The organism is Sphingomonas sp. SP1 (assembly GCF_058313395.1).
This window is the reverse complement of record NZ_JBZFLC010000001.1, coordinates 330,835-352,169: the sequence shown is the minus strand read 5'-3', so window position 1 is coordinate 352,169 and position 21,335 is coordinate 330,835. Positions and strand designations below refer to the sequence as shown.

The 21,335-nt window shown below is 66.4% G+C and carries 23 protein-coding genes; 7 read left to right on the top strand and 16 right to left on the bottom strand.

What is annotated here, in order from left to right; translation table 11 throughout:
- Positions 1 to 15 precede the first annotated feature (15 nt).
- Entirely contained in the window at positions 16 to 2,739 is a 2,724-nt protein-coding gene (locus AC4GYS_RS01880; protein ID WP_491107415.1) for an ATP-dependent DNA helicase, read from the top strand.
- On the opposite strand, the gene AC4GYS_RS01875 is transcribed toward AC4GYS_RS01880, so the two are convergent.
- The 9 genes from AC4GYS_RS01875 to AC4GYS_RS01835 form a co-directional block, all read right to left on the bottom strand.
- Complete coding sequence (locus tag AC4GYS_RS01875; protein ID WP_491107414.1) at positions 2,674 to 3,027, bottom strand: MerR family transcriptional regulator; 354 nt, start codon at positions 3,025 to 3,027, stop codon at positions 2,674 to 2,676. The two genes, AC4GYS_RS01880 and AC4GYS_RS01875, sit on opposite strands and share 66 nt — an antisense overlap.
- 17 nt (positions 3,028 to 3,044) lie before the next feature.
- On the bottom strand, positions 3,045 to 3,383 hold the full coding sequence (locus AC4GYS_RS01870; RefSeq protein WP_491107413.1) for an integration host factor subunit alpha: 339 nt from the start codon (positions 3,381 to 3,383) through the stop codon (positions 3,045 to 3,047).
- 116 nt (positions 3,384 to 3,499) lie between these two features.
- Entirely contained in the window at positions 3,500 to 4,462 is a 963-nt protein-coding gene (locus AC4GYS_RS01865) for a beta-ketoacyl-ACP synthase III (protein WP_491107412.1), read from the bottom strand.
- Positions 4,459 to 5,481, bottom strand: a complete 1,023-nt coding sequence (gene plsX, locus AC4GYS_RS01860; RefSeq protein ID WP_491109344.1) for a phosphate acyltransferase PlsX — start codon at positions 5,479 to 5,481, stop codon at positions 4,459 to 4,461. The genes AC4GYS_RS01865 and plsX overlap by 4 nt, the downstream gene beginning before the upstream one ends.
- A gap of 76 nt (positions 5,482 to 5,557) precedes the next feature.
- Positions 5,558 to 5,737: a 50S ribosomal protein L32 gene (gene rpmF, locus AC4GYS_RS01855; RefSeq protein ID WP_491107411.1), complete on the bottom strand. Its 180-nt coding sequence runs from the start codon at positions 5,735 to 5,737 to the stop codon at positions 5,558 to 5,560.
- Between the two features lie 147 nt (positions 5,738 to 5,884).
- Positions 5,885 to 6,553 carry an MBL fold metallo-hydrolase gene (locus AC4GYS_RS01850; RefSeq protein ID WP_491107410.1) on the bottom strand — a complete coding sequence of 223 codons (669 nt, stop codon included), beginning with the start codon at positions 6,551 to 6,553 and terminating at the stop codon, positions 5,885 to 5,887.
- Positions 6,550 to 7,059: a hypothetical protein gene (locus AC4GYS_RS01845; RefSeq protein ID WP_491107409.1), complete on the bottom strand. Its 510-nt coding sequence runs from the start codon at positions 7,057 to 7,059 to the stop codon at positions 6,550 to 6,552. Before AC4GYS_RS01845 ends, AC4GYS_RS01850 begins: the two co-directional genes overlap by 4 nt.
- Positions 7,056 to 8,996, bottom strand: a complete 1,941-nt coding sequence (locus tag AC4GYS_RS01840) for a S9 family peptidase (protein ID WP_491107408.1) — start codon at positions 8,994 to 8,996, stop codon at positions 7,056 to 7,058. The genes AC4GYS_RS01845 and AC4GYS_RS01840 overlap by 4 nt, the downstream gene beginning before the upstream one ends.
- Before the next feature lie 10 nt (positions 8,997 to 9,006).
- Positions 9,007 to 10,266 carry a dipeptidase gene (locus AC4GYS_RS01835; protein WP_491107407.1) on the bottom strand — a complete coding sequence of 420 codons (1,260 nt, stop codon included), beginning with the start codon at positions 10,264 to 10,266 and terminating at the stop codon, positions 9,007 to 9,009.
- A 43-nt stretch (positions 10,267 to 10,309) separates the two neighbouring features.
- Here AC4GYS_RS01835 and pabB point away from each other — a divergent pair, with 43 nt between their 5' ends.
- Entirely contained in the window at positions 10,310 to 12,025 is a 1,716-nt protein-coding gene (pabB, locus tag AC4GYS_RS01830; RefSeq protein ID WP_491107406.1) for an aminodeoxychorismate synthase component I, read from the top strand.
- Here the strand turns inward: pabB and pdeM are convergent.
- From pdeM to AC4GYS_RS01805, 5 genes are read right to left on the bottom strand one after another with little or no spacing between them, the layout of a single operon-like run.
- A complete protein-coding gene (pdeM, locus tag AC4GYS_RS01825; RefSeq protein ID WP_491107405.1) occupies positions 12,022 to 12,684 on the bottom strand; it encodes a ligase-associated DNA damage response endonuclease PdeM in 663 nt (220 codons plus the stop codon). The genes pabB and pdeM overlap by 4 nt on opposite strands.
- A 29-nt stretch (positions 12,685 to 12,713) precedes the next feature.
- A complete protein-coding gene (locus AC4GYS_RS01820; protein WP_491107404.1) occupies positions 12,714 to 13,169 on the bottom strand; it encodes a hypothetical protein in 456 nt (151 codons plus the stop codon).
- A 9-nt stretch (positions 13,170 to 13,178) separates the two neighbouring features.
- The gene (locus AC4GYS_RS01815) at positions 13,179 to 13,460 is read right to left on the bottom strand and encodes a hypothetical protein (protein ID WP_491107403.1); all 282 of its coding nucleotides are present in this window, start codon (positions 13,458 to 13,460) and stop codon (positions 13,179 to 13,181) included.
- Between the two features lie 46 nt (positions 13,461 to 13,506).
- Entirely contained in the window at positions 13,507 to 15,930 is a 2,424-nt protein-coding gene (locus tag AC4GYS_RS01810; RefSeq protein ID WP_491109343.1) for a ligase-associated DNA damage response DEXH box helicase, read from the bottom strand.
- Entirely contained in the window at positions 15,927 to 16,127 is a 201-nt protein-coding gene (locus AC4GYS_RS01805; protein WP_491109419.1) for a hypothetical protein, read from the bottom strand. Before AC4GYS_RS01805 ends, AC4GYS_RS01810 begins: the two co-directional genes overlap by 4 nt.
- Before the next feature lie 58 nt (positions 16,128 to 16,185).
- Here AC4GYS_RS01805 and AC4GYS_RS01800 point away from each other — a divergent pair, with 58 nt between their 5' ends.
- The 5 genes from AC4GYS_RS01800 (at position 16,186) to AC4GYS_RS01780 (ending at position 19,024) form a co-directional block, all read left to right on the top strand.
- Entirely contained in the window at positions 16,186 to 17,187 is a 1,002-nt protein-coding gene (locus tag AC4GYS_RS01800; protein ID WP_491107402.1) for a ligase-associated DNA damage response exonuclease, read from the top strand.
- A gap of 224 nt (positions 17,188 to 17,411) precedes the next feature.
- Entirely contained in the window at positions 17,412 to 17,771 is a 360-nt protein-coding gene (locus AC4GYS_RS01795) for a hypothetical protein (RefSeq protein ID WP_491107401.1), read from the top strand.
- Between the two features lie 80 nt (positions 17,772 to 17,851).
- The gene (locus AC4GYS_RS01790) at positions 17,852 to 18,103 is read left to right on the top strand and encodes a CsbD family protein (protein WP_491107400.1); all 252 of its coding nucleotides are present in this window, start codon (positions 17,852 to 17,854) and stop codon (positions 18,101 to 18,103) included.
- 122 nt (positions 18,104 to 18,225) lie between these two features.
- Positions 18,226 to 18,480: a hypothetical protein gene (locus AC4GYS_RS01785; protein WP_491107399.1), complete on the top strand. Its 255-nt coding sequence runs from the start codon at positions 18,226 to 18,228 to the stop codon at positions 18,478 to 18,480.
- Positions 18,419 to 19,024, top strand: coding sequence for a hypothetical protein (locus tag AC4GYS_RS01780; protein WP_491107398.1), 606 nt, complete (start codon positions 18,419 to 18,421; stop codon positions 19,022 to 19,024). Before AC4GYS_RS01785 ends, AC4GYS_RS01780 begins: the two co-directional genes overlap by 62 nt.
- Here the strand turns inward: AC4GYS_RS01780 and pgmG are convergent.
- The gene (gene pgmG / locus AC4GYS_RS01775) at positions 19,021 to 20,400 is read right to left on the bottom strand and encodes a phosphoglucomutase/phosphomannomutase PgmG (RefSeq protein WP_491107397.1); all 1,380 of its coding nucleotides are present in this window, start codon (positions 20,398 to 20,400) and stop codon (positions 19,021 to 19,023) included. The genes AC4GYS_RS01780 and pgmG overlap by 4 nt on opposite strands.
- 118 nt (positions 20,401 to 20,518) lie before the next feature.
- Positions 20,519 to 21,307: a division plane positioning ATPase MipZ gene (locus AC4GYS_RS01770; RefSeq protein ID WP_491109342.1), complete on the bottom strand. Its 789-nt coding sequence runs from the start codon at positions 21,305 to 21,307 to the stop codon at positions 20,519 to 20,521.
- Positions 21,308 to 21,335: the final 28 nt, after the last annotated feature.

Below are 21,335 nucleotides of genomic sequence, written 5' to 3'. Positions count from 1 at the left end.
CGGTAGAGGTGCGGGGTGGCTGCTCCTTTGCCTCTTCCCGCGTTGCACGCAACCCACGCCGGCATCTGGCTGGCCGCGGGCGGAGAGGTGCGTGAGGCGACCCGAGGCGAGGCGATCGCGCGGGCGGCGGAAACTCCGCACATCCTTTTGAATGCGCCGTTGATCGGCCAGCGGTTGGGCTACCCCGAGCTGTCGGGCCTGGATCTGCTCGAACTTTTCGCATTCGTGCACCCCGCGCGCTTCGCGGTGCCGACAGTGGCGGGGTTTGCGAAAGCGTTGGGAATGGAAGTTCCTGGCGGCGACACCGAGGGCGCCCGGCTGCTTCCGGCGTTGGCGGAACGGCTGCTGGCAGTGCTTGCGGACGACGGCTGGGCGGAACGCGAAGGCGCGTGGACCAGCAACGCGACGTTGCACCGGCTCGGCTGGGGCTGGGCGGGGCTGGTCGGACAGCGCCTCCCACGGCCGGAACGAGGGGAACGCATGCAATTCTCGCGGTTGCCGAGTTGGGAGGAAAGCGCGGACCGTCCGCCGCCACGCCCCGTCCGGATCGGCGATGGCGAAGCCGAAGCGCGGCTGGCGCAACTTACCGGCGCCGGGGCCGAGGCAAGGGCAGGGCAGCGGGCGCTGGCCGGCGCCGTGGGCCAAGTCTTCGCTCCGCGCAGGCGAGCCGAGGCGCCCAACCTCCTGCTGGCGGAAGCGGGGACGGGGATCGGCAAGACCCTTGCCTATCTCGCGCCCGCGTCGCTGTGGGCCGAGAAGGCTGGAGGCGCGGTCTGGGTTTCGACCTTCACCAAGGCGCTGCAGCGGCAGCTGGATGCCGAAGGGGCGCGGTTGTTCGCCGACCCTGACGAGCGCAAGCGCCGGATCGTGATCCGCAAGGGGCGCGAGAACTATCTTTGCCTGCTCAACTTGGAAGACGCGCTTCAAGGCGCGTTCTCTGGCCGGGCTGCGGTGCTTGCCCAGCTGGTTGGCCGATGGGCGGCCTACACCAAGGACGGCGACATGGTCGGCGGCGACCTGCCCGGCTGGCTCCCGAGCCTGTTCCGCCGGGCGGGCGCGACCGCCCTGACCGATCGGCGGGGGGAATGCGTCTACGCCGGCTGCCCCCACTATCGCCGCTGCTTCATCGAACGGGCGGAGCGCGCAAGCCGGGATGCCGATCTGGTGATCGCCAATCATGCGCTGGTCATGGTTAACGCAGCCCGCAGCCGCATGGCCCGTCCGCCCGAACGCCTGCTGTTCGACGAAGGCCATCACCTGTTCGACGCCGCCGACTCGACCTTTGCGGTCGCTTTGACCGGACAGGAAACCATCGAGCTTCGCCGCTGGATCGTGGGCCCGGAGAAGAGTTCTCGCGGGCGGCGGCGGGGCCTCTCGGCAAGGTTGCTGGACGTCTGCTCCTACGACGATGCGGGGGCCGCAGCGCTCGATGGCGCGGTCGAGGCGGCGCGGGCTCTGCCGTCGGACGGCTGGCTCGGCCGGATCGCGGAAGGTGCGGCATTCGGACCGCTGGAGGGCCTGCTGTCGGCAATTCGAGGCACGGTCTATGCGCGGGCCCGGGCGCAGGATGCGGGCTACGGCCTGGAAACCGAGCTGGCCGAACCGGACGGCGCGCTCGTCGCCACTGCGGCCGAAGCCGCGGAAGCACTGGAAGGGCTGCGGCGGCCATTGGCGGCTCTGGCTCGGCGGCTCGAGGCGGTGCTGGAGGATGCACCCGACTGGCTGGACACTGCGGCCCGCGCGCGGGTCGAAGGCGCAGTTGCCGGCGTTACCTGGCGCGGCGAGACGATCGCGGCGTGGATCCGTCTGCTGACGCGCGTGGGCGGCGAGGCGGATCCGGATTTCGTCGACTGGCTGCATGTCGAGCGAGTGGACGGGCGCGAGTATGACATGGGTTTGCAGCGACGTTGGCTCGACCCGACACGGCCCTTGGCGAAGGCGGTGCTGGAACCTGCCCACGGCGTGCTGATCACTTCGGCCACCTTGCGTGGTGGGGACGAGGGCTGGCAGGCGGCGGAAGCCCGGACCGGGGCTTTGCACCTCGCCGCGCCCGGTGACCGGTTTCACGCCGCCAGCCCCTTCGACTATCCCGCCTCGGCCGAGGTGCTGGTCGTTACCGATGTGCGGCAAAGCGACCTGCCCGCCCTGGCCGGAGCCTATGCGCGGCTGATCGAAGCGGCGGGCGGCGGCACCCTGGGCCTGTTCACCGCGATTCAGCGCTTGAAGGCGGTGCATGCGCGGATTGCCGATCGGTTGGCGCGCGACGGGCTGCCGCTGCTTGCCCAGCATGTCGATCCGATCGACACCGGCACGCTGGTCGACATCTTCCGCGACGACCCGCGTGCCAGCCTGCTCGGCACCGACGCGCTGCGCGATGGGGTCGACGTGCCAGGAGAGTCGCTGCGGCTGGTGGTGATGGAGCGGGTGCCCTGGCCTCGACCGACCGTGCTGCACGCGGCACGGCGGATGGCTTCCGGCGGATCGGCGTACGACGACCGGGTGGTGAAGGCCCGGCTGGCGCAGGCATTCGGTCGACTGATCCGGAGGCAGGGGGACCGGGGCAAGTTCGTGATCCTGTCGGCGGCCTGCCCGTCGCGCCTGCTCGATGCCTTTCCCCCGGGTGTAGCGGTCAGGCGGGTGCCGCTGAACGTCGCGATCGATGCAGTGCGGGCGCTAGGAACCGAGCGCGTCGAGCAACCGCTGGCGCACGCGGCGGAGTTCGTCGGGCGAAACCGCTGATACGCTGCCCGCGCCTAGCGGAATGGCGGGCGTATCTTCCGCCCCCGCCGTGCCTTCGCGCAGCAGCTTCTGCACGCCGCGGACGGTATAACCCTCTTCGTTGAGCAGCTGATTGATCCGCCGCGCCAGGGCGACGTCCGCAGGCCGATAGTAGCGACGGTTTCCCGCGCGCTGCAGCGGCTTCAATGGGAATTTGGTTTCCCAATAACGCAGGATGTGTTGGGCAACGCCCAACTCATCGGACAGTTCGCCAATGGTCCGGAAGGCATCGGGCGCCTTGCCGAGCATCTGGCGAAACCCGGACCCTAGCGGCCGCGCGCGACCCGGTCGCGCATGGTCTGGCTGGCGCGGAAGGTCATGACGCGGCGCGGTGCAATCGGCACTTCGACGCCGGTCTTGGGATTGCGGCCGACCCGTTCGCCCTTGTCGCGCAGGATGAAACTGCCGAAGCCGGAGATCTTTACATTCTGTCCGTCGGACAGGGCCGCGCACATGTGGTGGAGCAGCCGCTCGACCATCGACGCGGATTCGGCCCGGGAGAGCCCGAGCTTGCGGTGGACAACATCGCTAAGGTCCGCGCGCGTCAGCGTCCCCGAGTGCATCTCACTGTCACGCCCGCTCCGGGCGACACCCGCATCGGCCATCGGCTTTCTCCAACCCCCGAAAATCATCGACGACCTTCCCCAAGGCCGCCTTCATCACGCTTGTACCAACATTGCTTGTGTCGATAATCCGACAAGAGCATATTTTCGCAGCGATTTCAAAAGCGCAAAGCGGCAGCGCCCCAAGTAAAACCACCGCCCATCGCTTCGAGCACCACACAATCGCCTTTCTTTATGCGACCATCCTGCACAGCGACATCGAGCGCCAGCGGGACGGAGGCAGCAGAGGTATTGGCGTGTTGGTCGACGGTCAGCACGACCCGCTCGGCTGGTAAGCCCAGTTTCCGGGCGGTGGCATCGATGATCCGGGCATTGGCCTGGTGTGGCACGACCCAGTCGACGTCGTCCCGGGAAAGGCCGGCCGCTTCGAGGACCTCGTTGAGGACATCGGCGAGGTTTACCACCGCGTGGCGAAACACCTCCCGGCCCTTCATGCGCAGCTTGCCGACGGTCCCGGTCGTGGACGGACCCCCATCGACATAAAGCATGTCGCCGTGCCGCCCATCGGCGTGAAGGCGGGTCGCAAGGATTCCGCGCTCCCCATCGTCTTCCGCCTTGAGGACGACCGCGCCGGCGCCGTCGCCGAACAGGACGCAGGTGGTGCGATCTTCCCAATCGAGAATTCGGCTGAATGTTTCGGCGCCGATGACCAGCGCGCTGGAGGCATTCCCGCCGCGGACCATCGCGTCGGCGACGGACAAGGCATAGAGAAAGCCGGTGCAGACCGCGTGCACGTCGAAGGCGATGCAATCGTCGATGCCGAGCAGCGCCTGAACCTTGGTCGCGGACGAGGGAAAGGTTTGGTCGGGGGTGGCGGTGGCGAGGACGATCAGGTCAATGTCGGACGCGTCCATGCCGGCGTGGGCGAGCGCCTTGCGGCAGGCCTCGGCGGCCAGGGTCGCGGTTGTCTCCCCATCCCCCGCCACATAGCGCGTGCGGATCCCGGTCCGCTCGACGATCCATTCGTCGGAGGTGTCGACCTGTGCGGCAAGCTCCGCATTGTCCACCCGGCGCTGCGGCAGGGCCGAGCCGACGCCCTCGATAACCGCCCTGCGGGTCACTTGGCCGCCGCCTCGCTGTTCATGAAGGCGTGGGCCTGGAAGTTGTCGAGGTCGTCCGAGATCTTCCGGGTGATGTCGTTGCGCACCATCCGAGCAGCGACGGCGATCGCGTTGGCGACGCCTTTCGGGGTCGCTCCGCCATGGCTCTTCACGACAAGACCGTTGAGGCCCAGGAAAACGGCGCCGTTGTGATTGTTCGGGTCAAGATGGACCTTGAGCATGTGCAGCGCCGGCTTGCTCAATGCAAAACCTGCCTTGGACCGGAGCGAGGACGTGAAGGCGCGCCGGAGGAGGTCGGTGACGAAGCGGGCCGTGCCCTCGGCGGTCTTGAGCGCGATGTTGCCTGAAAAACCGTCGGTTACCACCACGTCGGTCTTGCCGCGGCTCAACTGATCGCCTTCGGTAAACCCGTCGAACTGCAGCGGAAGATAGTCGACCTCCCGCAGCAGGGCGGCCGCCTCCTTGAGCTCGTCGGTCCCCTTCAGCTCCTCCGTGCCGATGTTGAGCAGCCGGACTCGAGGCTTCTTGATGCCGGTCACCGTTCGGGCATAGGCCGCGCCCATGACCGCGAACTGAACGAGGTTCTGTGCATCGCACTCGGTATTGGCGCCGAGGTCGAGCATGATGAGGTCGTGCTCACCCAGGGTGGGGAGCAGGGCAGCAAGCGCCGGACGGTCGATGCCGGGCATGGTGCGAAGCGCAAGCTTGGCAATCGCCATCAGCGCCCCGGTGTTGCCAGCCGACAGAGCGGCGTGGGCATCGCCCGATTTCACCGCGTTGATCGCCATGCCCATGGACGTGGTCCGGGCGCGGCGCAGTGCAGCGCTCGGCTTTTCGGAACCTTCGATAGCGTCCGGAGCGTGCAGCAGATCGACCGAGCCGGCCGGCAGGACCAGCCGCTCGAATTCCGGCCGAAGGCGAGCTTCGTCACCGACGAGAAGGAAGCGGAGCGACCGATCCGCGCGAAGGGCGCGCGCCACCCCGCCCAGCATCGCTGCCGGACCGGAGTCGCCTCCCATGGCGTCGATCGCAATCCGCGGCGCCTCGATGGTCGCGGCGCTGTCCGGCTTGCGGGTCACAGGCTTACGGAGCCGCTCAGACCTCGGTCGAGACGACTTCGCGGCCGTTGTAATGGCCGCAAGCGCTGCAAAGGTTATGCGGGGCTTTCAGTTCGCCGCAATTCGGGCATTCCTGGAAGCTCGCCGGGCTCAGCGCGTGATGGCTACGGCGCATGTTGCGCTTGGAGGGCGAGGTTTTTCTCTTGGGGACGGCCATTGCGGCACCTGTTCTCGTGTTGGCTCAAAAAGAATGCGACGAGCCTCGCCAATGCTCATACGGGAAGCCCCGCGGCGGCGAAGGATCGTCGCGAACGCGTCGCCTATAGCGATTAGCGGCGCGGAAGCAAGCGGGTAGGCGCCGCGTTCACGCCGCGGCCAGCACCTGATCGCCGACAAAGGGATTGGAAGCACGCTCCCGCCCAAAGGTCGAGGCGGGACCGTGGCCTGGAAGAAAGACGGTCTCATTACCCATCGGCCAAAGCCGTTGCTGGATGGAATCAAGCAGCGCCTGATGATCGCTTAACGGAAAATCGGTGCGGCCGATCGAACCGGCGAACAGCACATCACCGACCAGCGCGAGCTTTGAGGGAGCATGGTGAAAGACAAGATGGCCGGGCGTATGGCCCGGCGTGTGATGAACCGCGAAGGTGAGATCGCCGACAGTCACTTCGTCCCCCTGAACGAGCCAGCGGTCGGGCTCGAAGGTCTGTGCCTCGATGCCATACTGCTGCCCGTCATCGGCGAGCCGGGCGATCCAGTAGCGATCCGCTTCATGCGGCCCTTCGATCGGCACGCCCAGTTCGGCAGCAAGCATGCCGGCCTGCCCGCAATGGTCGATGTGCCCGTGGGTGAGGAGGATCTTTTCAACCTCCACGCCCGTCTGCCGGACCGCCGCCCGAAGTTTCGGCAGGTCCCCGCCGGGGTCGACGAACGCGGCCCTGTTGGTCGCCGTGCACCAGACGAGCGAGCAATTCTGCTGCAACGGCGTCACCGGAATGATGGCGGCGCGAAGGGGCGGGTTCCGCTCGGTCATGGCCGGCGCCACTTGCCGAAGCGGGCAATCCGCCAGACGGCGCGCCAAAACCGTGCCTCCAGCAGCATCAGCCGCGCGATCCACTCCGGTGCGTCGCTTGCCTCCGCAATGTCTGCGGCGGTGCCTTTGCCGCTGAACGCAATCCGCGTGGCGGCGAGCAAAAGCCGAAGTTCGAAGACGGTTACGACCAAGAGCCCGGCCCAGCGAAGGGGTGCAAGCTGAGGCAGGATCGACTGGTGCTCGGTCGGAATCAGCCAGCTCGCCAGCCAAACCCCCGCGCAGGAAATGGCCAGCATTCGGACCGCCGTCTTGCGGACGGCTTGCCGGCGACCGTAGCACAGGGCGTAAAGCAGGGGCGCGGTGATGCACAGATCGGCCAGCAGCGCCGCTTCACCTCCAGGCTGCATGAAAGTTGGCGTCCGGGCGAGCAGCCATACCGCCGCCAGCATCGCGACGAATATGGGGGCGTACCAATGTGCGCCGGCGAAGCGAATTGCCCGCTTCACCGCGCCGCCGTCCGCGGGTTGCCCAGCAGGCTATTCTGCCAGAACTGGAGGGTGGACCAGAACAGATAGTCCTGGTTCTCCTTCTTGGCGAAGCCATGACCCTCGTTGTTGGCAAGGAGGTACCAGACCGGCGTGCCCCTGGCCCGAACGGCGGCCACGACCTGGTCGGCTTCGGACTTGGGCACACGCGGGTCGTTGGCGCCCTGGACCACGAAGAGTGGCGCCTTGATCTCGCCGATGCGGGTGAGCGGCGAGATTTCCTGCAGCTTGGCCCGCTGGGCGGGGTCGCGCTCATCGCCATATTCGACCCGGCGCAGATCGCGGCGATAGCTTTGCGTGTTTTCCAGGAAGGTATTGAAATTGGAAATGGCGACGTTGCACAGCGCGCCCCGGAAGGCGTCGGCGTAACGGATCGCCGAAGCGTAGCACATGTAGCCGCCATAGGAGCCGCCGGTCACGGCCATGCGGCTGGCGTCGAGGGCCGGGTCCGCTTTCAGGTGTTCGAGGAAGGCGCCGATATCCTTGACGGAATCTTCGCGCTTGAATGGCCCGTTGTCGAGACTGACGAAGCGCTTGCCAAAGCCGGTCGAGCCACGGACGTTGGGCAGGAAGACGGCAATGCCGAGTTCGTTGATCAGGTAATTGTCGCGACCCATGAAGCCGGGCCGCTCTTGCCCTTCCGGCCCGCCGTGGATGTCCACGATGACCGGGCGCTTGCCGGGGAAGCGGCGCGGATCGGGACGGTAGAGGAACCCGGACACCAGTTCCCCGTCGAAGCTCTTGATCTCGATCAGCTCGGGGTCGCGATTGCCGCTGAGGTTGACTCCGCCGGTCTCGCTCATCGTCCAGCGGGTGATCTTGCCGGTCGCGGGATTGAGCGCAAAGGCGTCCGCCGTGCTGCTGGCGCTGTTGTAGGTGAAGCCCAGATCGCCCCACGGTGCGAACTCCAGCCCGCCCGCGACACCGATCGGAAGGCTGGTGACCGGCCGCACGCGCCGGCTGGCCGCGTCCATCAGATAGAGGCGGCTGATCCCCGCTTCGTTGGTCATGAAGGCGATGGTGCGGCCATCGTGGGAAATGTCGAACTCGTCCACTTCCCAGCGTCCGGCCGGGGTGACCGGAGTGAAGCGACCACTCGCCGGATCGAGCACGCCGAGCCGCTGCACATCTGAGCCTTCGTCGGAGGTCGCCCACAGGGTGCCATTCGGCGCAAACTGCATCCCGCCGTAGGCGATGTCCTTGGAATGATCGCCGATCGGGGTCATGCGCCCGCTGGCAAGGTCGAGCAGGTATGGATCGGAGTTGGTGACCGACTTGTACTCCGCAACGACCGCGCGCTGGTTACCGGGCGCGAAGTCGACGATCGCCCAACCGCCGCCCTTGACCTCAGCCACCATGCGGTTGCTGGCCGGATTGCGCGGATCGATCACATAAAGATCGGTGTCCGTCCCGTTGCGGCGGGTGGAACTGTAGCCGAGCAGCTTTCCGTCGTGACTCCATGGACCCATGGTGTTGCGGCTCTTGCCGTCGGTAAGGAGGTTCAGGCGGCCGGCATTAAGCGTGTAGATCTGGAAGAATTCGTCGCCGCCATTGTCCTTGCTGACCGCCAGCACGTCGCCGGTTGGTGACCAGCTGCCGCCGAGCGGCTCGGGCTCGAAGCTGATCTGGAAGCGATCCATCATCGGCCCGGCCACGCGATGCAGCTGAGGGACGTTGGCGAAGCGGGTGCGGACCAGCATGCTGCGGTCGCGCGCATTCCAGCCGGCAAAGCTGGCGCTGCGCATCTCCATGTAGGGGCGCGAGCGGGCGGCAAGCTCGGCGGGGACGGCAGGCATGCCGTCCGCCACCAGCGCCGCGGGCTTCGGAGCCTCGGCGGCGGCGAGGGGACTGGTGACGAGGGCAGAGGCGACAAGCGCCAGGCGGAGGGTGATGCGCATGGCGGCGACCCTAGTTGGCCGGCTTCTCGGGCTCAAGCGCCGACATCGATGGCGGAGTTTCCTTCATGCGGGCGGCAGTCGCCTCTGCGCCCCGCAAGGCGCGGAGAACGTTGCCACCGGCGAGCTTGGCAAGGTTTTGATCCGACCAGCCCCGGCGGATCAGCTCCGCGAACAGCACCGGATAGGCTTCCACGCCTTCCAGGCCGGTCGGCGTATAGGGGATCCCGTCAAGGTCGGCGCCGATGCCGATATGATCGTAGCCGGCGACCCGCGCGGCATGTTCGACATGGTCGGCGACATCCTTGACGGTCGTTGCAGGCCGAGGGTTGGCCGCTTCCCAGCGCTTCAATCCGGCTTCCACTGCGGCGTTGCTGGCGCGGTGGACGGCCTTCAGCCGGGCCTCCTCGCCGGCACGATTGGCGGACCAGTCCCAGACGGCCTGGCTGATGAAACCCGGCACCCAGGTGACCATCACGACACCCCCGTTGGCCGCCAGTGATCGAAGCACATCGTCGGGCACGTTGCGCGGGTGGGGCGTGATTCCGATCGTGCTCGAATGGGAAAAGATCACCGGCGCCCGGCTGAGAGCAATCGCCTGCCGCATGACGTCCGGAGACACGTGACTGAGGTCAACCAGCATGCCGAGCCGGTTCATTTCGGCCACGACGTCCTTGCCAAAGGAGGACAGGCCGTTCCACTTCGGCTGGTCGGTCGCGCTATCCGCCCATTCGGTGGTCTGATTGTGGGTGAGCGTCATGTAGCGCGCGCCCGCGTCGTAGAAGAGACGAAGCGCCGCGAGGCTGTTGCCGATTTGACGTCCGCCTTCGATACCGATCAGGGAGGCGACGCGGCCCTGCCGGTGCACGCGAACGATATCGCCGGCGGTGTGCGCCATGGCGAGATCCTGCGGGTAGGCGCGGACCAGCCGGTGGACGGTGTCGATCTGTTCGATGGTCTGGCGGATTGCTTCGTCGCCCGTGACCGTGCCCTCGATGTAGACCGACCAGAATTGCGCGCCGACCCGCCCTTCGCGCAGTCGGGCGATGTCGGTCATCAACGGCGGCGTCCGGCTCGCCCCACCGCTGGCCAGTCCGGTCACGTCGCGCTTGAAGTCTTCGCGCAAGGCGTAGGGCAAGTCGTTATGCCCATCGATGAGCGGCGCTCGCTTCAGAATGCGGTCGATCCTTGCCTGGGTGCGGGAATCGACTGTCTGAGCCGTGGCGGGGGCGGCAAGGAAGGCGGCGAGCGCCAGGGCGGTGATGATACGCATGGAGCAGCTTTACGAAGCCCCATCGCCCCGGGCAAATGGAACGGTGAGCGACGCCTTTGCCCTGTTCGACGATGCGCGCAGCGGTGCGGACCCTCGCCTCTACCGCCGCCCGGTCGGGGTGATCGAGGCGCGGACCCAAGCCGAGGTCGTCCCTGCGCTGGCCGCATTGCAAGAGGCTGTCCGAGCCGGAGCGCATGCCGCCGGCTTTATTGCTTATGAGGCCGGTTATGCGCTCGATCCGGCGCTGGCGGCCGCGGCGCGAACGAGTGGCGGGCAGCTGCTGTGGTTCGGCCTGTTCGACGGTTTCGAGGAAGTCGTGGCAAAGGACTGGCTGCCGGACCCGGACGGCGCCTGGGCGCGGGCGCCGCGGCCTCGCATCACCCGCGCGCAATATCTGGAAGCGGCCGGGCAAGTCCGGGACCACCTGTTCGCGGGCGACTGTTACCAGGCCAACCTGACCTTTGGTTGCGATGTCGGGTTCGTCGGCGATCCGCTGGCGCTTTATGCCCGCATGCGGCAGGCGAGCCAAGCGGGATGGGGCGGCGTCCTGCGCTGGCCGGTCGGGTGGCTGCTGTCGCTCAGCCCGGAGCAATTCTTCACTCTGCGGTCCGGAGCGATCGAGGCCAAGCCGATGAAGGGGACGGCGCCGCTGTCCAGCCCGCCGGAAGCTTTGACGAGGGACGAGAAGAGCCGGGCCGAAAACCTGATGATCGTGGACCTGCTGCGCAACGACCTGGCGCGCGTGGCGGAACCAGGCAGCGTGGCGGTGCCCGAGTTGTTTGCGGTCGAGACCTATCCGACCCTGCGGCAGATGGTGAGCCGCGTGACTGCCCGGCTTCGGCCGGGGCTCGACGCGGTGGACGTGCTGCGAACCATTTTTCCGTGCGGTTCGGTGACCGGCGCGCCCAAGATCGCGGCGATGAAGGCTCTTCGGCAGCTCGAGCCGGAACCGCGGGGGGCCTATACCGGGGCGATGGGCTGGATCGAGCCGGGCGGGGATGCGGCCTTCAACGTCCTTATCCGAACGCTGGAGATCGGCAGTGGGGAGGAAACTGCGCGTCTTGGCCTGGGATCGGGGCTTGTGGTGGACAGCCAAGCCGTCGATGAATGGGCCGAGTGCCTGGCCAAGGGAGCCTTCGTGACCGCAAGCAATCCACCCGTCGACCTTATCGAGACCATGCGCTTCGATCCGCAGGAAGGCATAGTCGAGCTGGAACGGCACCTTGGACGGTTGGGGGAAGCGGCGCAGGTCCTGGGCTTCGATTACAATCGACATAATGCGCGCAACGAACTGCAGGCGGCGACCTTTGGCCGAAGCACGCCGGGGATGGCCAGGCTGCTGTTGTCACCGACCGGGACGATGGCGGTGGAGGTGAAACCCATTCATCGGCCGGCGGAGTTGCCGGTGCCGGTTGTCTTGCGACCGCTTCCCGTTGCGCCAAGCGATTTTCGACTGCGCTTCAAAACGACAGATCGCAGCTTCTACGATCGGGCGCGGGCGGATGGTGGCGCGTATGAGACCGTGTTCGTGGATGCAGACGGCTTCCTGACCGAAGGCACGTTCACCAGCCTGTTCGTGGAGCGCGACGGCAAGCTGCTGACGCCGCCGCTCAGCCGCGGACTGTTGCCTGGCGTCCTGCGGGGCAAGCTGATCGACGAGGGCAAGGCGGTCGAGGCGGACCTGCGCGCGGAGGACCTGCGAGATGGCTTCCAGATCGGCAATATCGTGCGCGGGCTGATGCCCGCCCGGCTGGCCTAGGCGGCGAGCGGGAAGCGGAGCATTCGGTCGGCCACCGGCACCAGAGCCGCGGCACTCGTCCCGACCTTCTTGCGAATCTCCGGATGTCCGGCGTCCAGGCCGCCAGTGAGCGAGCCGAAGGCCGGCAAAATCAGCTTGGTTGCGCTGGCGACGTAGCAGCGGCGCGAAATGTTCTTGCCGCGCAGTTGCAGGCGAAGCTTGGGGTGAAAGTGGCCGCTCATCTCCGGCGAGGTGTCGAGCGGGTCGGCCTCGTGTCGCAGGGTGAGCCCCCGCACATACGCCTCCTCCACCAGCCGCCCGCCGCAATGGTCCGCAAAGCCCGGATCGTGGTTGCCGAGAATCCAGACCCAATCGAGCCGCCCGGTCAGGGAAAGCAGCATTGCCCGCGCGGCTTCCGGCAGGCGGTCGCAGCCGAAGCGGTCGTGGAAGCTGTCACCTAGGCAATAAAGTTTCCGCACGCCGGTGCGATCGACCAGATCCGTCAGGGCGCTGAGGGTGGCCTGGCTGTCGTAGGGCGGCAGGAACTGTCCAAGCCGGGCAAACCAGCTGGCCTTTTCCAGATGCAGGTCGGCAACCAGCAGCGCCCGTTCGGCCGGCCAGAAAAGGGCGCCTTGCGGATCGGCGAGGAAGTCGTGGCCGGCGAACGAAAAGGGAACCATCTCAATCGCCCTGTGCCGCAACGCGCACGCTATTCCAAGTGGGCAAGCACATGATCGCGCAACGAGCGCGCATCGTGCAGGGCGTTGTGGGGAACTTCGCTGTTCCGCGCGGTCGAGAACCCCGGCAGTGTGATGAGGCGCATGGTGAGCGGCGGGACCGGCACCATCCGGCCCGAGCCGATGGTGAGCAGGCTGCAGAACAGCGAGAAATCCTCGGGCCAGTCGGCCAGTATCTCGATTTCCCGGAGACCGGCCAGCCACGCCGACATAAGGATTGCGGCCTGCTCCCGGCCAAGCGGATCGTGACGATGCGCATCCGGCACCATCCATAAATAGGGTGCGACGTTCCGCTCCACCCATTCGCTGAGCGGCCGTTCGTGCTGCAGGACGACGTAGAATTCCTCGCCACGGTCCTCCGGGACCAGCGCAAGGCTCAGGAGGGGGCCGCCGAAGCCATCATATTCGCAATCAAGGAAGTAGCGCATGGGGGCCGCTTAGCGCGGTTGGGGCGGCTCGCATATGTCGGTCGGCAACGGACGGCCCTTGCGGCAACGCTCCGCCATCTGGCGCGCTTCTCGTCCGCGTCGCTCCTCTTCCTTGCGGATGGCGCGTCCACGCTTCTCGTCCGCTTCCGACTGGCTGGTCGTGACCGCATCGACCCCGGCGGAGACCGCTTTCACCGGCAAGGTGACGACGTCGACGGCGGTGCTGGCGACCGTGCCGACCACGCAGCCGGATAAGGTTGGAAGCAGCAGCAACGGGAAAAGGACGCGCATCGGAGCGACGATAGCAACCGGTGGTTTCCCCTGCATGAACCTGCGTTCAGTCAAGCCGCATCGCCTCGGCCGCCAGCAACTCGGCCTCCTCCAGCAAGGCATCGTCGGCGGAGCCGCCGGCCGGCAGGGCTTCCCGGCCGATGATCACCATCAGGGGCACGGCCATCGGCGTCACCCGCTCGGCGCGAACGTGGACCATCTGGTCCGCCGCGCGCTCCACCAGACGGGCCAGTCGCCCCAATTCCGTCATTCTGGCCCGTGCGTCCTCCCATGCCGCTTTCATCAGCAGGTGCTCCGGTTCGTATTTGCGCAGCACGTCGTAGATGAGGTCGGTCGAAAAGCTGACCTGCTTGCCGGTCTTGCGCTTGCCGGGATGCTGGCGCTCGACCAGCCCGGCGATCACCGCAACCTCACGAAACGCGCGCTTCAAAAGCATGGACTGTTCGACCCACTCGACGAATTCGTCTTCCAATATGTCCGCCGACAGCAGCGGTGCGGGGTTGTCGATCGGTTCTAGGCCATAGACCGAGATGGCGTAGTCATTGGCAACGAAGCCCAATGGCTTGAGGCCAGCCTTTTCCATGCGCTTGGTGATGAGCATGCCGAGCGACTGGTGGGCGTTCCAGCCTTCGAAGCTGTACACAAGCATGTAGTGGCGGCCGTGGTGAGGAAAGGTCTCGACCAGCAGCTCGTCCGGTCGGGGCAGGCGGGAGCGGCGCTGCTGCACTTCCAGCCACTCGCGCACGTCGTCCGGAAAACGGTGCCATTCGCCAGGGGAGGCGAGAAACCCACGGACCCGGTCGGCAAGGTGCGTCGTCATGCTCATCCGCTGGCCGCCGTAGGTGACGAGCCGCGCTTCCTTGGCCGAGGCACGGACGATGATGTCGCTGTCCTTGAAGCTTTGTACCTCAAGGCTGAGGCCGGCGAAAAAGATGTGGTCGCCGACCACCAGCGTCGAGGCGAAGCCTTCCTCGACGCGGCCGAGCATCCGGCCGTTCTTGAAACGGATGTCGAGCATGGGATTGTCGACGATGATGCCGGCGTTGAGGCGGTGCTGCTGGGCCACCGCGGGTCTGGTAATCCGCCAGTGCCCGGAGCCCCGCGGCTCTTCCACCAGCCGGCGGAACTTGTCGTAGGCGCGCAGGGCATAGCCGCCGGTGGCGATATATTGGAGGACGCGCTCGAAGGTCTCGTCCGGCAATCCCGCATAGGGCGCGGCAGAGCGGATCTCGCGCAGCAGGTCGGCCTGCTCAAACGGCGCGGCACAGGCGCAAGCGAGGATGTGCTGGGCCAGCGTGTCGAGCGTACCGGGGCGGAAGATCTCCGGATCGAGCTCGCGGGCGTCCACCGCGTCGAGGGCGGCGCGCGCCTCGAGATATTCGAAGCGGTTGCCGGGGACGATGGTGCCGTGGCTCGGCTCGTCGAGCCGGTGGTTGGCGCGGCCTATACGCTGGAGGAGGCGGGAGGAGCCTTTGGGCGCGCCCATCTGGATCACCAGTTCGACGTCGCCCCAGTCGATCCCGAGGTCGAGCGAGGAGGTGCAGACGAGGGCGCGGAGGCGACCATCGGCCATCGCTGCCTCGACCTTTCGTCGGGCTTCCAATGCCAGGCTGCCGTGATGGACACCGATCGGCAGGCCGGCCTCGTTCACTTTCCACAAATCCTGAAAGATCAGCTCGGCCAGGCTCCGGGTGTTGCAGAAGACCAGCGTGGTCTTGTGCCGCTCGATCTGCTCCATCACCTGCCGGGCGGCGTAACGGCCAGAATGGCCGGACCAGGGGACGCGGCCCTCGGGAATGAGGATGTCCAGTTCCGGCTCCGCGCCGGGATCGCCGTTAACGAGGTCGACCAGCTCCGCGTCGGCGTCGGGGGCAAGCCAACCCTTGTATGCCTCGGGATCGGCGACGGTCGCGGACAGGCCGACGCGGCGCAGGTCGGGGGCGATCGCCTGCAGCCTGGCCAGCGAGAGGGCCAGGAGATCGCCGCGCTTGTCACGGGCGAAAGCGTGAATTTCGTCCAGGACCACCGTCTTCACCCCCGCGAACATGGTGAAGCTGTCCGGGTAGCTGAGCAGCAGGCTCAACGACTCGGGCGTGGTGAGCAGGACCTGTGGCGGACGGGCGCGCTGGCGAGCCTTACGGTCCGACGGCGTGTCGCCGCTGCGGGTCTCGACCCGGATCGACAGGCCCATCTCCTCGATCGGACCCAGCAGATTGCGCTGGACGTCGACCGCGAGCGCCTTCAGCGGCGAGATGTAGAGGGTGTGAAGGCCGTCCGCGGGCGCTTCCGCCAAGTCGCAGATCGTCGGCAGGAACCCGGCCAGCGTCTTGCCGGCACCGGTCGCCGCCACCAGCAAGGCGTGGCGGCCGGCGCGGGCGCGCTCCAGCATCTCGAGCTGGTGCCGCCGCGGCTGCCAGCCACGGGCGGCAAACCAGTCGCCGACGACCGCGGGAAGCTGGACTTCGCTCAGAGGCCGCTGCTCTTGTCGTTTTCGTGGGCGCGCTGTTCTTCCTGATAGAGCTCGTGCGTCGCCTGTTCGGTCCGCTCGATGCTGGCAGCCGATGATTTCCTGTTGCGCAGGATCGCCCAGGCGATGATGCCCAGCAGGAGGATCGGTCCTAGGATCGTGACCAGGGTCCAATAATCGACGTCGCTGTTACCGCCCATTTTTCTGTTCTCCGTTGCGTGGGCGGAACCAACCGCCGTGTCGCCCCTTAAGTGCGCGATGCCCCGATTGGGTTCCTGGATCGAGCCTTTTCCCGAAGGCATCTATGTGCGCCCGGCCGACGCCTGGGTGGACCCCTCGCAGCCCAAGGAACGGGCGCTGGTCACTCACGGCCATGCCGACCATGCCCGCGGCGGTCACGGAACGGTCTGGGCGACCCCGGAGACGCTGGACATCATGGACGTCCGCTATGGGGCGCAGAATGGGTGCCCGATCGAATATGGGCAGAGCGTCACCGTCGGCGAGGTGGAGGTGAGCTTCGTGCCGGCCGGCCATGTGCTGGGCAGCGCGCAGATCATCCTCGACTGGAATGGCGAGCGGGTGGTGGTTTCGGGCGACTACAAGCGGCGCGAGGACCCGACCTGCGAGCCGTTCCTGCCGGTCAAGTGCGACATTTTCATCACCGAGGCGACGTTTGGCCTGCCGGTGTTCCACCATCCCGAAACGGGCGGGGAGGTCGACCGCCTTCTGACAAGGCTTCACGACAATCCGGACCGTTGCGTGCTGGTCGGCGCCTATGCGCTGGGAAAGGCGCAGCGGGTGATCACCGAGGCGCGCAAACACGGCTATGACGAACCCATCTATGTGCATGGCGCGCTGGAGCGACTGAACCGGCTCTATTCCGACTGGGGCATCGACCTTGGCGAGTTGCGGTCGGCGACCGGCGCCAGCAAGGACGAGATGCGCGGGCGGATCGTGATGTGCCCGCCCGGCGCGCTGAACGACCGCTGGTCGCGACGCCTGCCGGACCCGATCACGGCCATGGCGTCCGGTTGGATGCGGATCCGCCAGCGGGCGCGCCAGAAAAATGTCGAGCTGCCGCTGATCATCTCCGACCATGCCGACTGGGGCGAACTGATCGACACCATCCGCGAGGTCGCGCCCAAGGAGGTGTGGATCACCCACGGGCGCGAGGACGCGCTGATGCACTGGTGCATGCTCCACCAGATCAAGGCGCGGGAGCTGAACCTGGTCGGGTATGAGGACGACGAAGACGAGTGATGTCCGACGTTCGACCTGACGTCGGCAGTGGACAAAAACAGCTTGCCTCCCAAGGGAAAGCGGCACGAAAGTGAGCGGGTGCCGAGCAGGAGTAGACGATGTTGGTCACTGCGTTGCTTGTATCGATTGCCGCGCAATCGTCGCCGCCGCCCGACGCTTCGGCAGAGCCCGTCATAATCAACTTGCTGCCGCCTCCCTGTCCGACTGAAAAATCTCAAGCGGACGTGACGGTCTGCGCAAGTCGAACCCCCGGCTACAGGATCGAACCCGAGATTCTGGCGGGTCAGCGAGCGCGCGATCCGCAATTGCCGGAACGGACGGAGCGCGCCCGCACGGCAGAAGCGACCGCGACGCACTGCGAGGATAAGCTTCTCAAGTGCCAGGGAACGGACGTGATCCCGCTGCTGCCGGTAGCTGCCAGGGCCGTTGAAGCAGTGATCCTGGCCACTCAGGGACAGGATTGGCGCGAGCCATTTCGGACCAAGCCTGACGAGTATCAGGCGTACAAGGCGGCGCGGGAACAACGGCGCGGTAAGGTCGATGTGGCCCTGAGTGCCACTGGTGGGGGCGGCGAGCGCCCCTGACCGGATTTCGTCGCTCCGTCGGCGGCACCGGAACCGATCCCCGGGCGTTTGAACGCTACAACCCATCGACGGAGACAAGGATGAACATCGATACGCTTGCCGGTGAAGGCACACAGATGAAGGGCGACCTCAAGACGTCGCTGGGCCAGGCCACGGGCGATCCAAAGCTGCAGCAGGACGGCGCGCTGGATCAGTTGTCGGGCAGCGCTCGCAAGGGCGTGGGTGCGGTGCGCGACTTCGCCAGGGCGCAGCCGATCGCAACGGCGGCGGCAGCGGCGCTGTTCGGCTTCGGCCTGCTGAAGACCCTGCGCGGCAAGGGCGCCCGCGTCTGATCCAAGGCCGGTCGACTAGCGTGGATGGACTAGCCGTTCACCGCGCCACCAATCGTCCGCTCCCCGGCGTATAACGATCGGCCTGGAAGGTGCGCCATCAGGTCGCGCCGGGGAGCCGGGCGATGGCACAGGATCTCTACGAACTGGAAATGGAGCTGGAGGCGCCGGGCGCCCCTGGCCCCGAAGTCAGCATGGAAGCCTTTCCGGAACTGATCGGCGAAGCGGAGCTGACGACGGCCGAATTGCTGGAAAGCCTGAACCCGGAGGAATTTTGCCGACGGCGAGGCCCGGGCGGATTCATCGTCCTTCGCGCTGATGCGGGCGATCCCGGACAGCGCCGATTACCGCAAATATATTCCGCTAAAATACCGGCTTGATGCCAAGGCCATCGTCGGCCGGCTGGCAGTGGATCTGCAGGAGCTGAAGACTCCCAGTGCCAGCGACCTGCGCAAGATGGCGGGAGACATCTACAAATTCGTGACGGGCGGCAGCATCGCCGCGCCGGTCAAGCTGTTGATCATGACCCTGAAGAACATTCCGGCAGGCTACATGGCCGCCGCGGCCAAGATCGCACGGGACTGGGCGGCCAGCGGCTTTTCACGCGGGGTGGTGATGGGCGCCAACGGCAAGAGCGTCAGATTCATGCTGAACATGTTCGGGCGCCGCGATATCGTGAAGAACAATTTCTTCCCGTATGGGACCAAGGTCGCCATGGCCAACTACAGCGCCGGACTGCTGGCCGGCTATGTCCAGGGGCGGTCGCTGTCGCCGCGGCAGCACAAGATTTTCTGGCGCGAGCTTGGCTATCACATGGGCGACCAATCCTATCGCGGGCCAAGCGACAAATGGAGCCAACGCGACTGGATCGACTGGTATGTCAGCGCCGCGGCCGTGTTCCGGCGCGAGCACCTGACCGCCTAGTGATCGGCCTCGGACCGCTGGATGCCGGATTGAGCCAGTTGTTCGTCGATGTCCGCCACCAGGCGCCGAAGGCCGGTTTCGTCCGTGGACTCGGCGCGTGCGACGAGGACGTCCTGGGTGTTGGAAGCGCGTAGCAGCCACCAGCCGTCGCCGTTCATGACCCGCGCACCGTCGGTCGGATCGACCCTGGCACCCTGAGCCGACAGGCGGGCGAGAACCTCGTCGACAACCGCGAACTTGCGGCTTTCCTCGACCGGAAAACGCATCTCGGGCGTTGCGATGCTGGTCGGCATTTCGTCCTTCAATTGCGTCAGGCTCTTGCCGGACTGCGCCACCGCCTCGATCAGGCGGACGGAAGCATAGAGGGCATCGTCGAAGCCGTACCAGCGGTGCTTGAAGAAGATGTGGCCGCTCATTTCGCCGGCCAGCGGCGCCAGGGTTTCCTTCATCTTGGACTTGATGAGGCTGTGGCCAGTCTTCCACATCAGCGGCTTGCCACCCAACTCGCCGATCCGGTCGAAGAGGGTCTGGCTGGCCTTCACGTCGGCGATGATGGTGGCGCCCGGATTGTCCTTCAGCACGGGGCCGGCGAGGATCATCAGCAACTGGTCGCCCCAGATGACCCGGCCTTTGCCGTCGATGGCGCCGATGCGGTCGCCGTCGCCGTCGAAGGCGATGCCGAAGTCGAGGTTCTTCTCTCGCACCAGGGCCTTCAGATGTTCGAGGTTCTTTTCGACTGTCGGGTCCGGATGATGATTGGGGAAGCGGCCGTCGACGTCGGTGAACAGCAGGTGATGTTCGCCAGGGAGCAGTTTGACGAGCTTTTCCAGCGCGGGTCCGGCCGCACCGTTGCCGGCGTCCCAGCCGATGCGAAACTCACCGCCCTGAAAATCCTCGACGAGCCGAGCGACGTAGCGGTCGAGGATGTCGACGTCCGTGACTTGGCCCTGTCCTTCGCTCCAGCGGCCTTCGAGCGCGCGGGCGCCGAGTTGCTTGATCTCCTCGCCGAACACCGAGCGATTGGGCAGCAGCATCTTGAAGCCGTTATAGTCGGCAGGATTGTGGCTGCCGGTGATCTGGATGCCGCCGTCGACGTCGAGCTCGGCCACCGCATAGTAGAGCATGGGCGATGGGCCCTGGCCGACGCGGACGACGTTGATCCCGCCCTCGGTCAGACCTCGGACGAGGGCTTCCTCCATTTCCGGCGAATGCTCGCGCCCGTCACGGCCCACGGCGAGGCGCTGGACTCCCTCCTCGCGGGCGTGAGCGGCGAAGGTGCGGCCGAGCGCGTAGGCGTCAGCTTCGTGAAGCGTTGAACCGACGACGCCGCGAATGTCATATTCGCGCAGGATGGTGGGATTGAAGCTATGGGTCATTGCGGGGCCGAACTCATAGGAGAGTTGAAGGTTCAATGTCATTGCGAGGAGCGAAGCGACGACGCAATCCAGTTCCGTCGCTGGGTTGCTTTGCGACGCTCGCAATGACGAGGATTCGCTAGGCCGCTTCGGCCCGCTCCGCCGCCGGAATCCCGAGGCCGGCGACCATCTCGCGCAGCTCCTGGCGGGCGGCGATATGACCCATGCCGACATCGCCGATCTGCTTCAGGTCGAGCAAGGTCAGGCCCTTGGGGAAGAGTTCGCGGTAGATGACGCGCTCGCCAAGGCCGGGGATCACCCGAAAGCCGACGCGGCGGGCAAGCTCGTCGAGGGCAGCGCCGACCCGCTGCTGATTATGGGAGCCGATGTGCTGCATCCGGTTGCGCAGCACGACCCAATCGACGCTCTTGCCCGCAGCCTTGGCGCGGGCGGTCCGGCTGTTCCAGATCAGCTCGGCATAGAAGCTGGGCTTGGTGACCTTGAAGTTTTCCGGGTGGACCTGGCCGATGAGGTCAAGGTCGACGAAGCTATCGTTCATCGGAGTGACCAGCGTGTCGGCGCGCAGGATGGCGGCGCGGGCGACGGCATCGTCGCGGCCAGGAGTGTCGATAACAAGCACATCCGCCTCCGCCGACAGTCGATCGATGGCAGCTGCCAGCGCCTCCTCCGTAAGATCGGCGAGCACTTCGAACGTGGGTTGGGCAAGCGCGGTGTCCAGCCGGCGCATGGTGGCGGCGCGATTGTCGAGATAACGGGTGGTGGTCCGCTGGCGATGGTCGAGGTCGAGGACGCCGACACGATGCCCGGCGGCTGCCAGGGCCACGGCGGTGTGAACGGCGGTGGTGGACTTGCCGGTGCCGCCCTTTTCATTGGCGAAGACGATGAAATGCGGTTGAGTCACTTGGATTTCCCTTGTCCGCGCTTCAAAGCGCCCT

Excerpts from the sequence above, each read along its gene's own strand:
- AC4GYS_RS01840 (WP_491107408.1), bottom strand. The coding sequence starts at position 8,996 with ATGCGCATCACCCTCCGCCTGGCGCTTGTCGCCTCTGCCCTCGTCACC.
- AC4GYS_RS01835 (WP_491107407.1), bottom strand. The coding sequence starts at position 10,266 with ATGCGTATCATCACCGCCCTGGCGCTCGCCGCCTTCCTTGCCGCCCCC.
- AC4GYS_RS01850 (WP_491107410.1), bottom strand. The coding sequence starts at position 6,553 with ATGACCGAGCGGAACCCGCCCCTTCGCGCCGCCATCATTCCGGTGACG.
- AC4GYS_RS01800 (WP_491107402.1), top strand. The coding sequence starts at position 16,186 with ATGCCCCGATTGGGTTCCTGGATCGAGCCTTTTCCCGAAGGCATCTAT.
- AC4GYS_RS01780 (WP_491107398.1), top strand. The coding sequence starts at position 18,419 with ATGCGGGCGATCCCGGACAGCGCCGATTACCGCAAATATATTCCGCTA.
- plsX (WP_491109344.1), bottom strand. The coding sequence starts at position 5,481 with ATGGGAGGCGACTCCGGTCCGGCAGCGATGCTGGGCGGGGTGGCGCGC.
- pdeM (WP_491107405.1), bottom strand. The coding sequence starts at position 12,684 with ATGGTTCCCTTTTCGTTCGCCGGCCACGACTTCCTCGCCGATCCGCAA.
- AC4GYS_RS01805 (WP_491109419.1), bottom strand. The coding sequence starts at position 16,127 with ATGGGCGGTAACAGCGACGTCGATTATTGGACCCTGGTCACGATCCTA.
- pgmG (WP_491107397.1), bottom strand. The coding sequence starts at position 20,400 with ATGACCCATAGCTTCAATCCCACCATCCTGCGCGAATATGACATTCGC.
- AC4GYS_RS01875 (WP_491107414.1), bottom strand. The coding sequence starts at position 3,027 with ATGCTCGGCAAGGCGCCCGATGCCTTCCGGACCATTGGCGAACTGTCC.
- AC4GYS_RS01815 (WP_491107403.1), bottom strand. The coding sequence starts at position 13,460 with ATGCGCGTCCTTTTCCCGTTGCTGCTGCTTCCAACCTTATCCGGCTGC.
- AC4GYS_RS01790 (WP_491107400.1), top strand. The coding sequence starts at position 17,852 with ATGAACATCGATACGCTTGCCGGTGAAGGCACACAGATGAAGGGCGAC.
- AC4GYS_RS01870 (WP_491107413.1), bottom strand. The coding sequence starts at position 3,383 with ATGGCCGATGCGGGTGTCGCCCGGAGCGGGCGTGACAGTGAGATGCAC.
- rpmF (WP_491107411.1), bottom strand. The coding sequence starts at position 5,737 with ATGGCCGTCCCCAAGAGAAAAACCTCGCCCTCCAAGCGCAACATGCGC.
- AC4GYS_RS01785 (WP_491107399.1), top strand. The coding sequence starts at position 18,226 with ATGGCACAGGATCTCTACGAACTGGAAATGGAGCTGGAGGCGCCGGGC.
- AC4GYS_RS01820 (WP_491107404.1), bottom strand. The coding sequence starts at position 13,169 with ATGCGCTACTTCCTTGATTGCGAATATGATGGCTTCGGCGGCCCCCTC.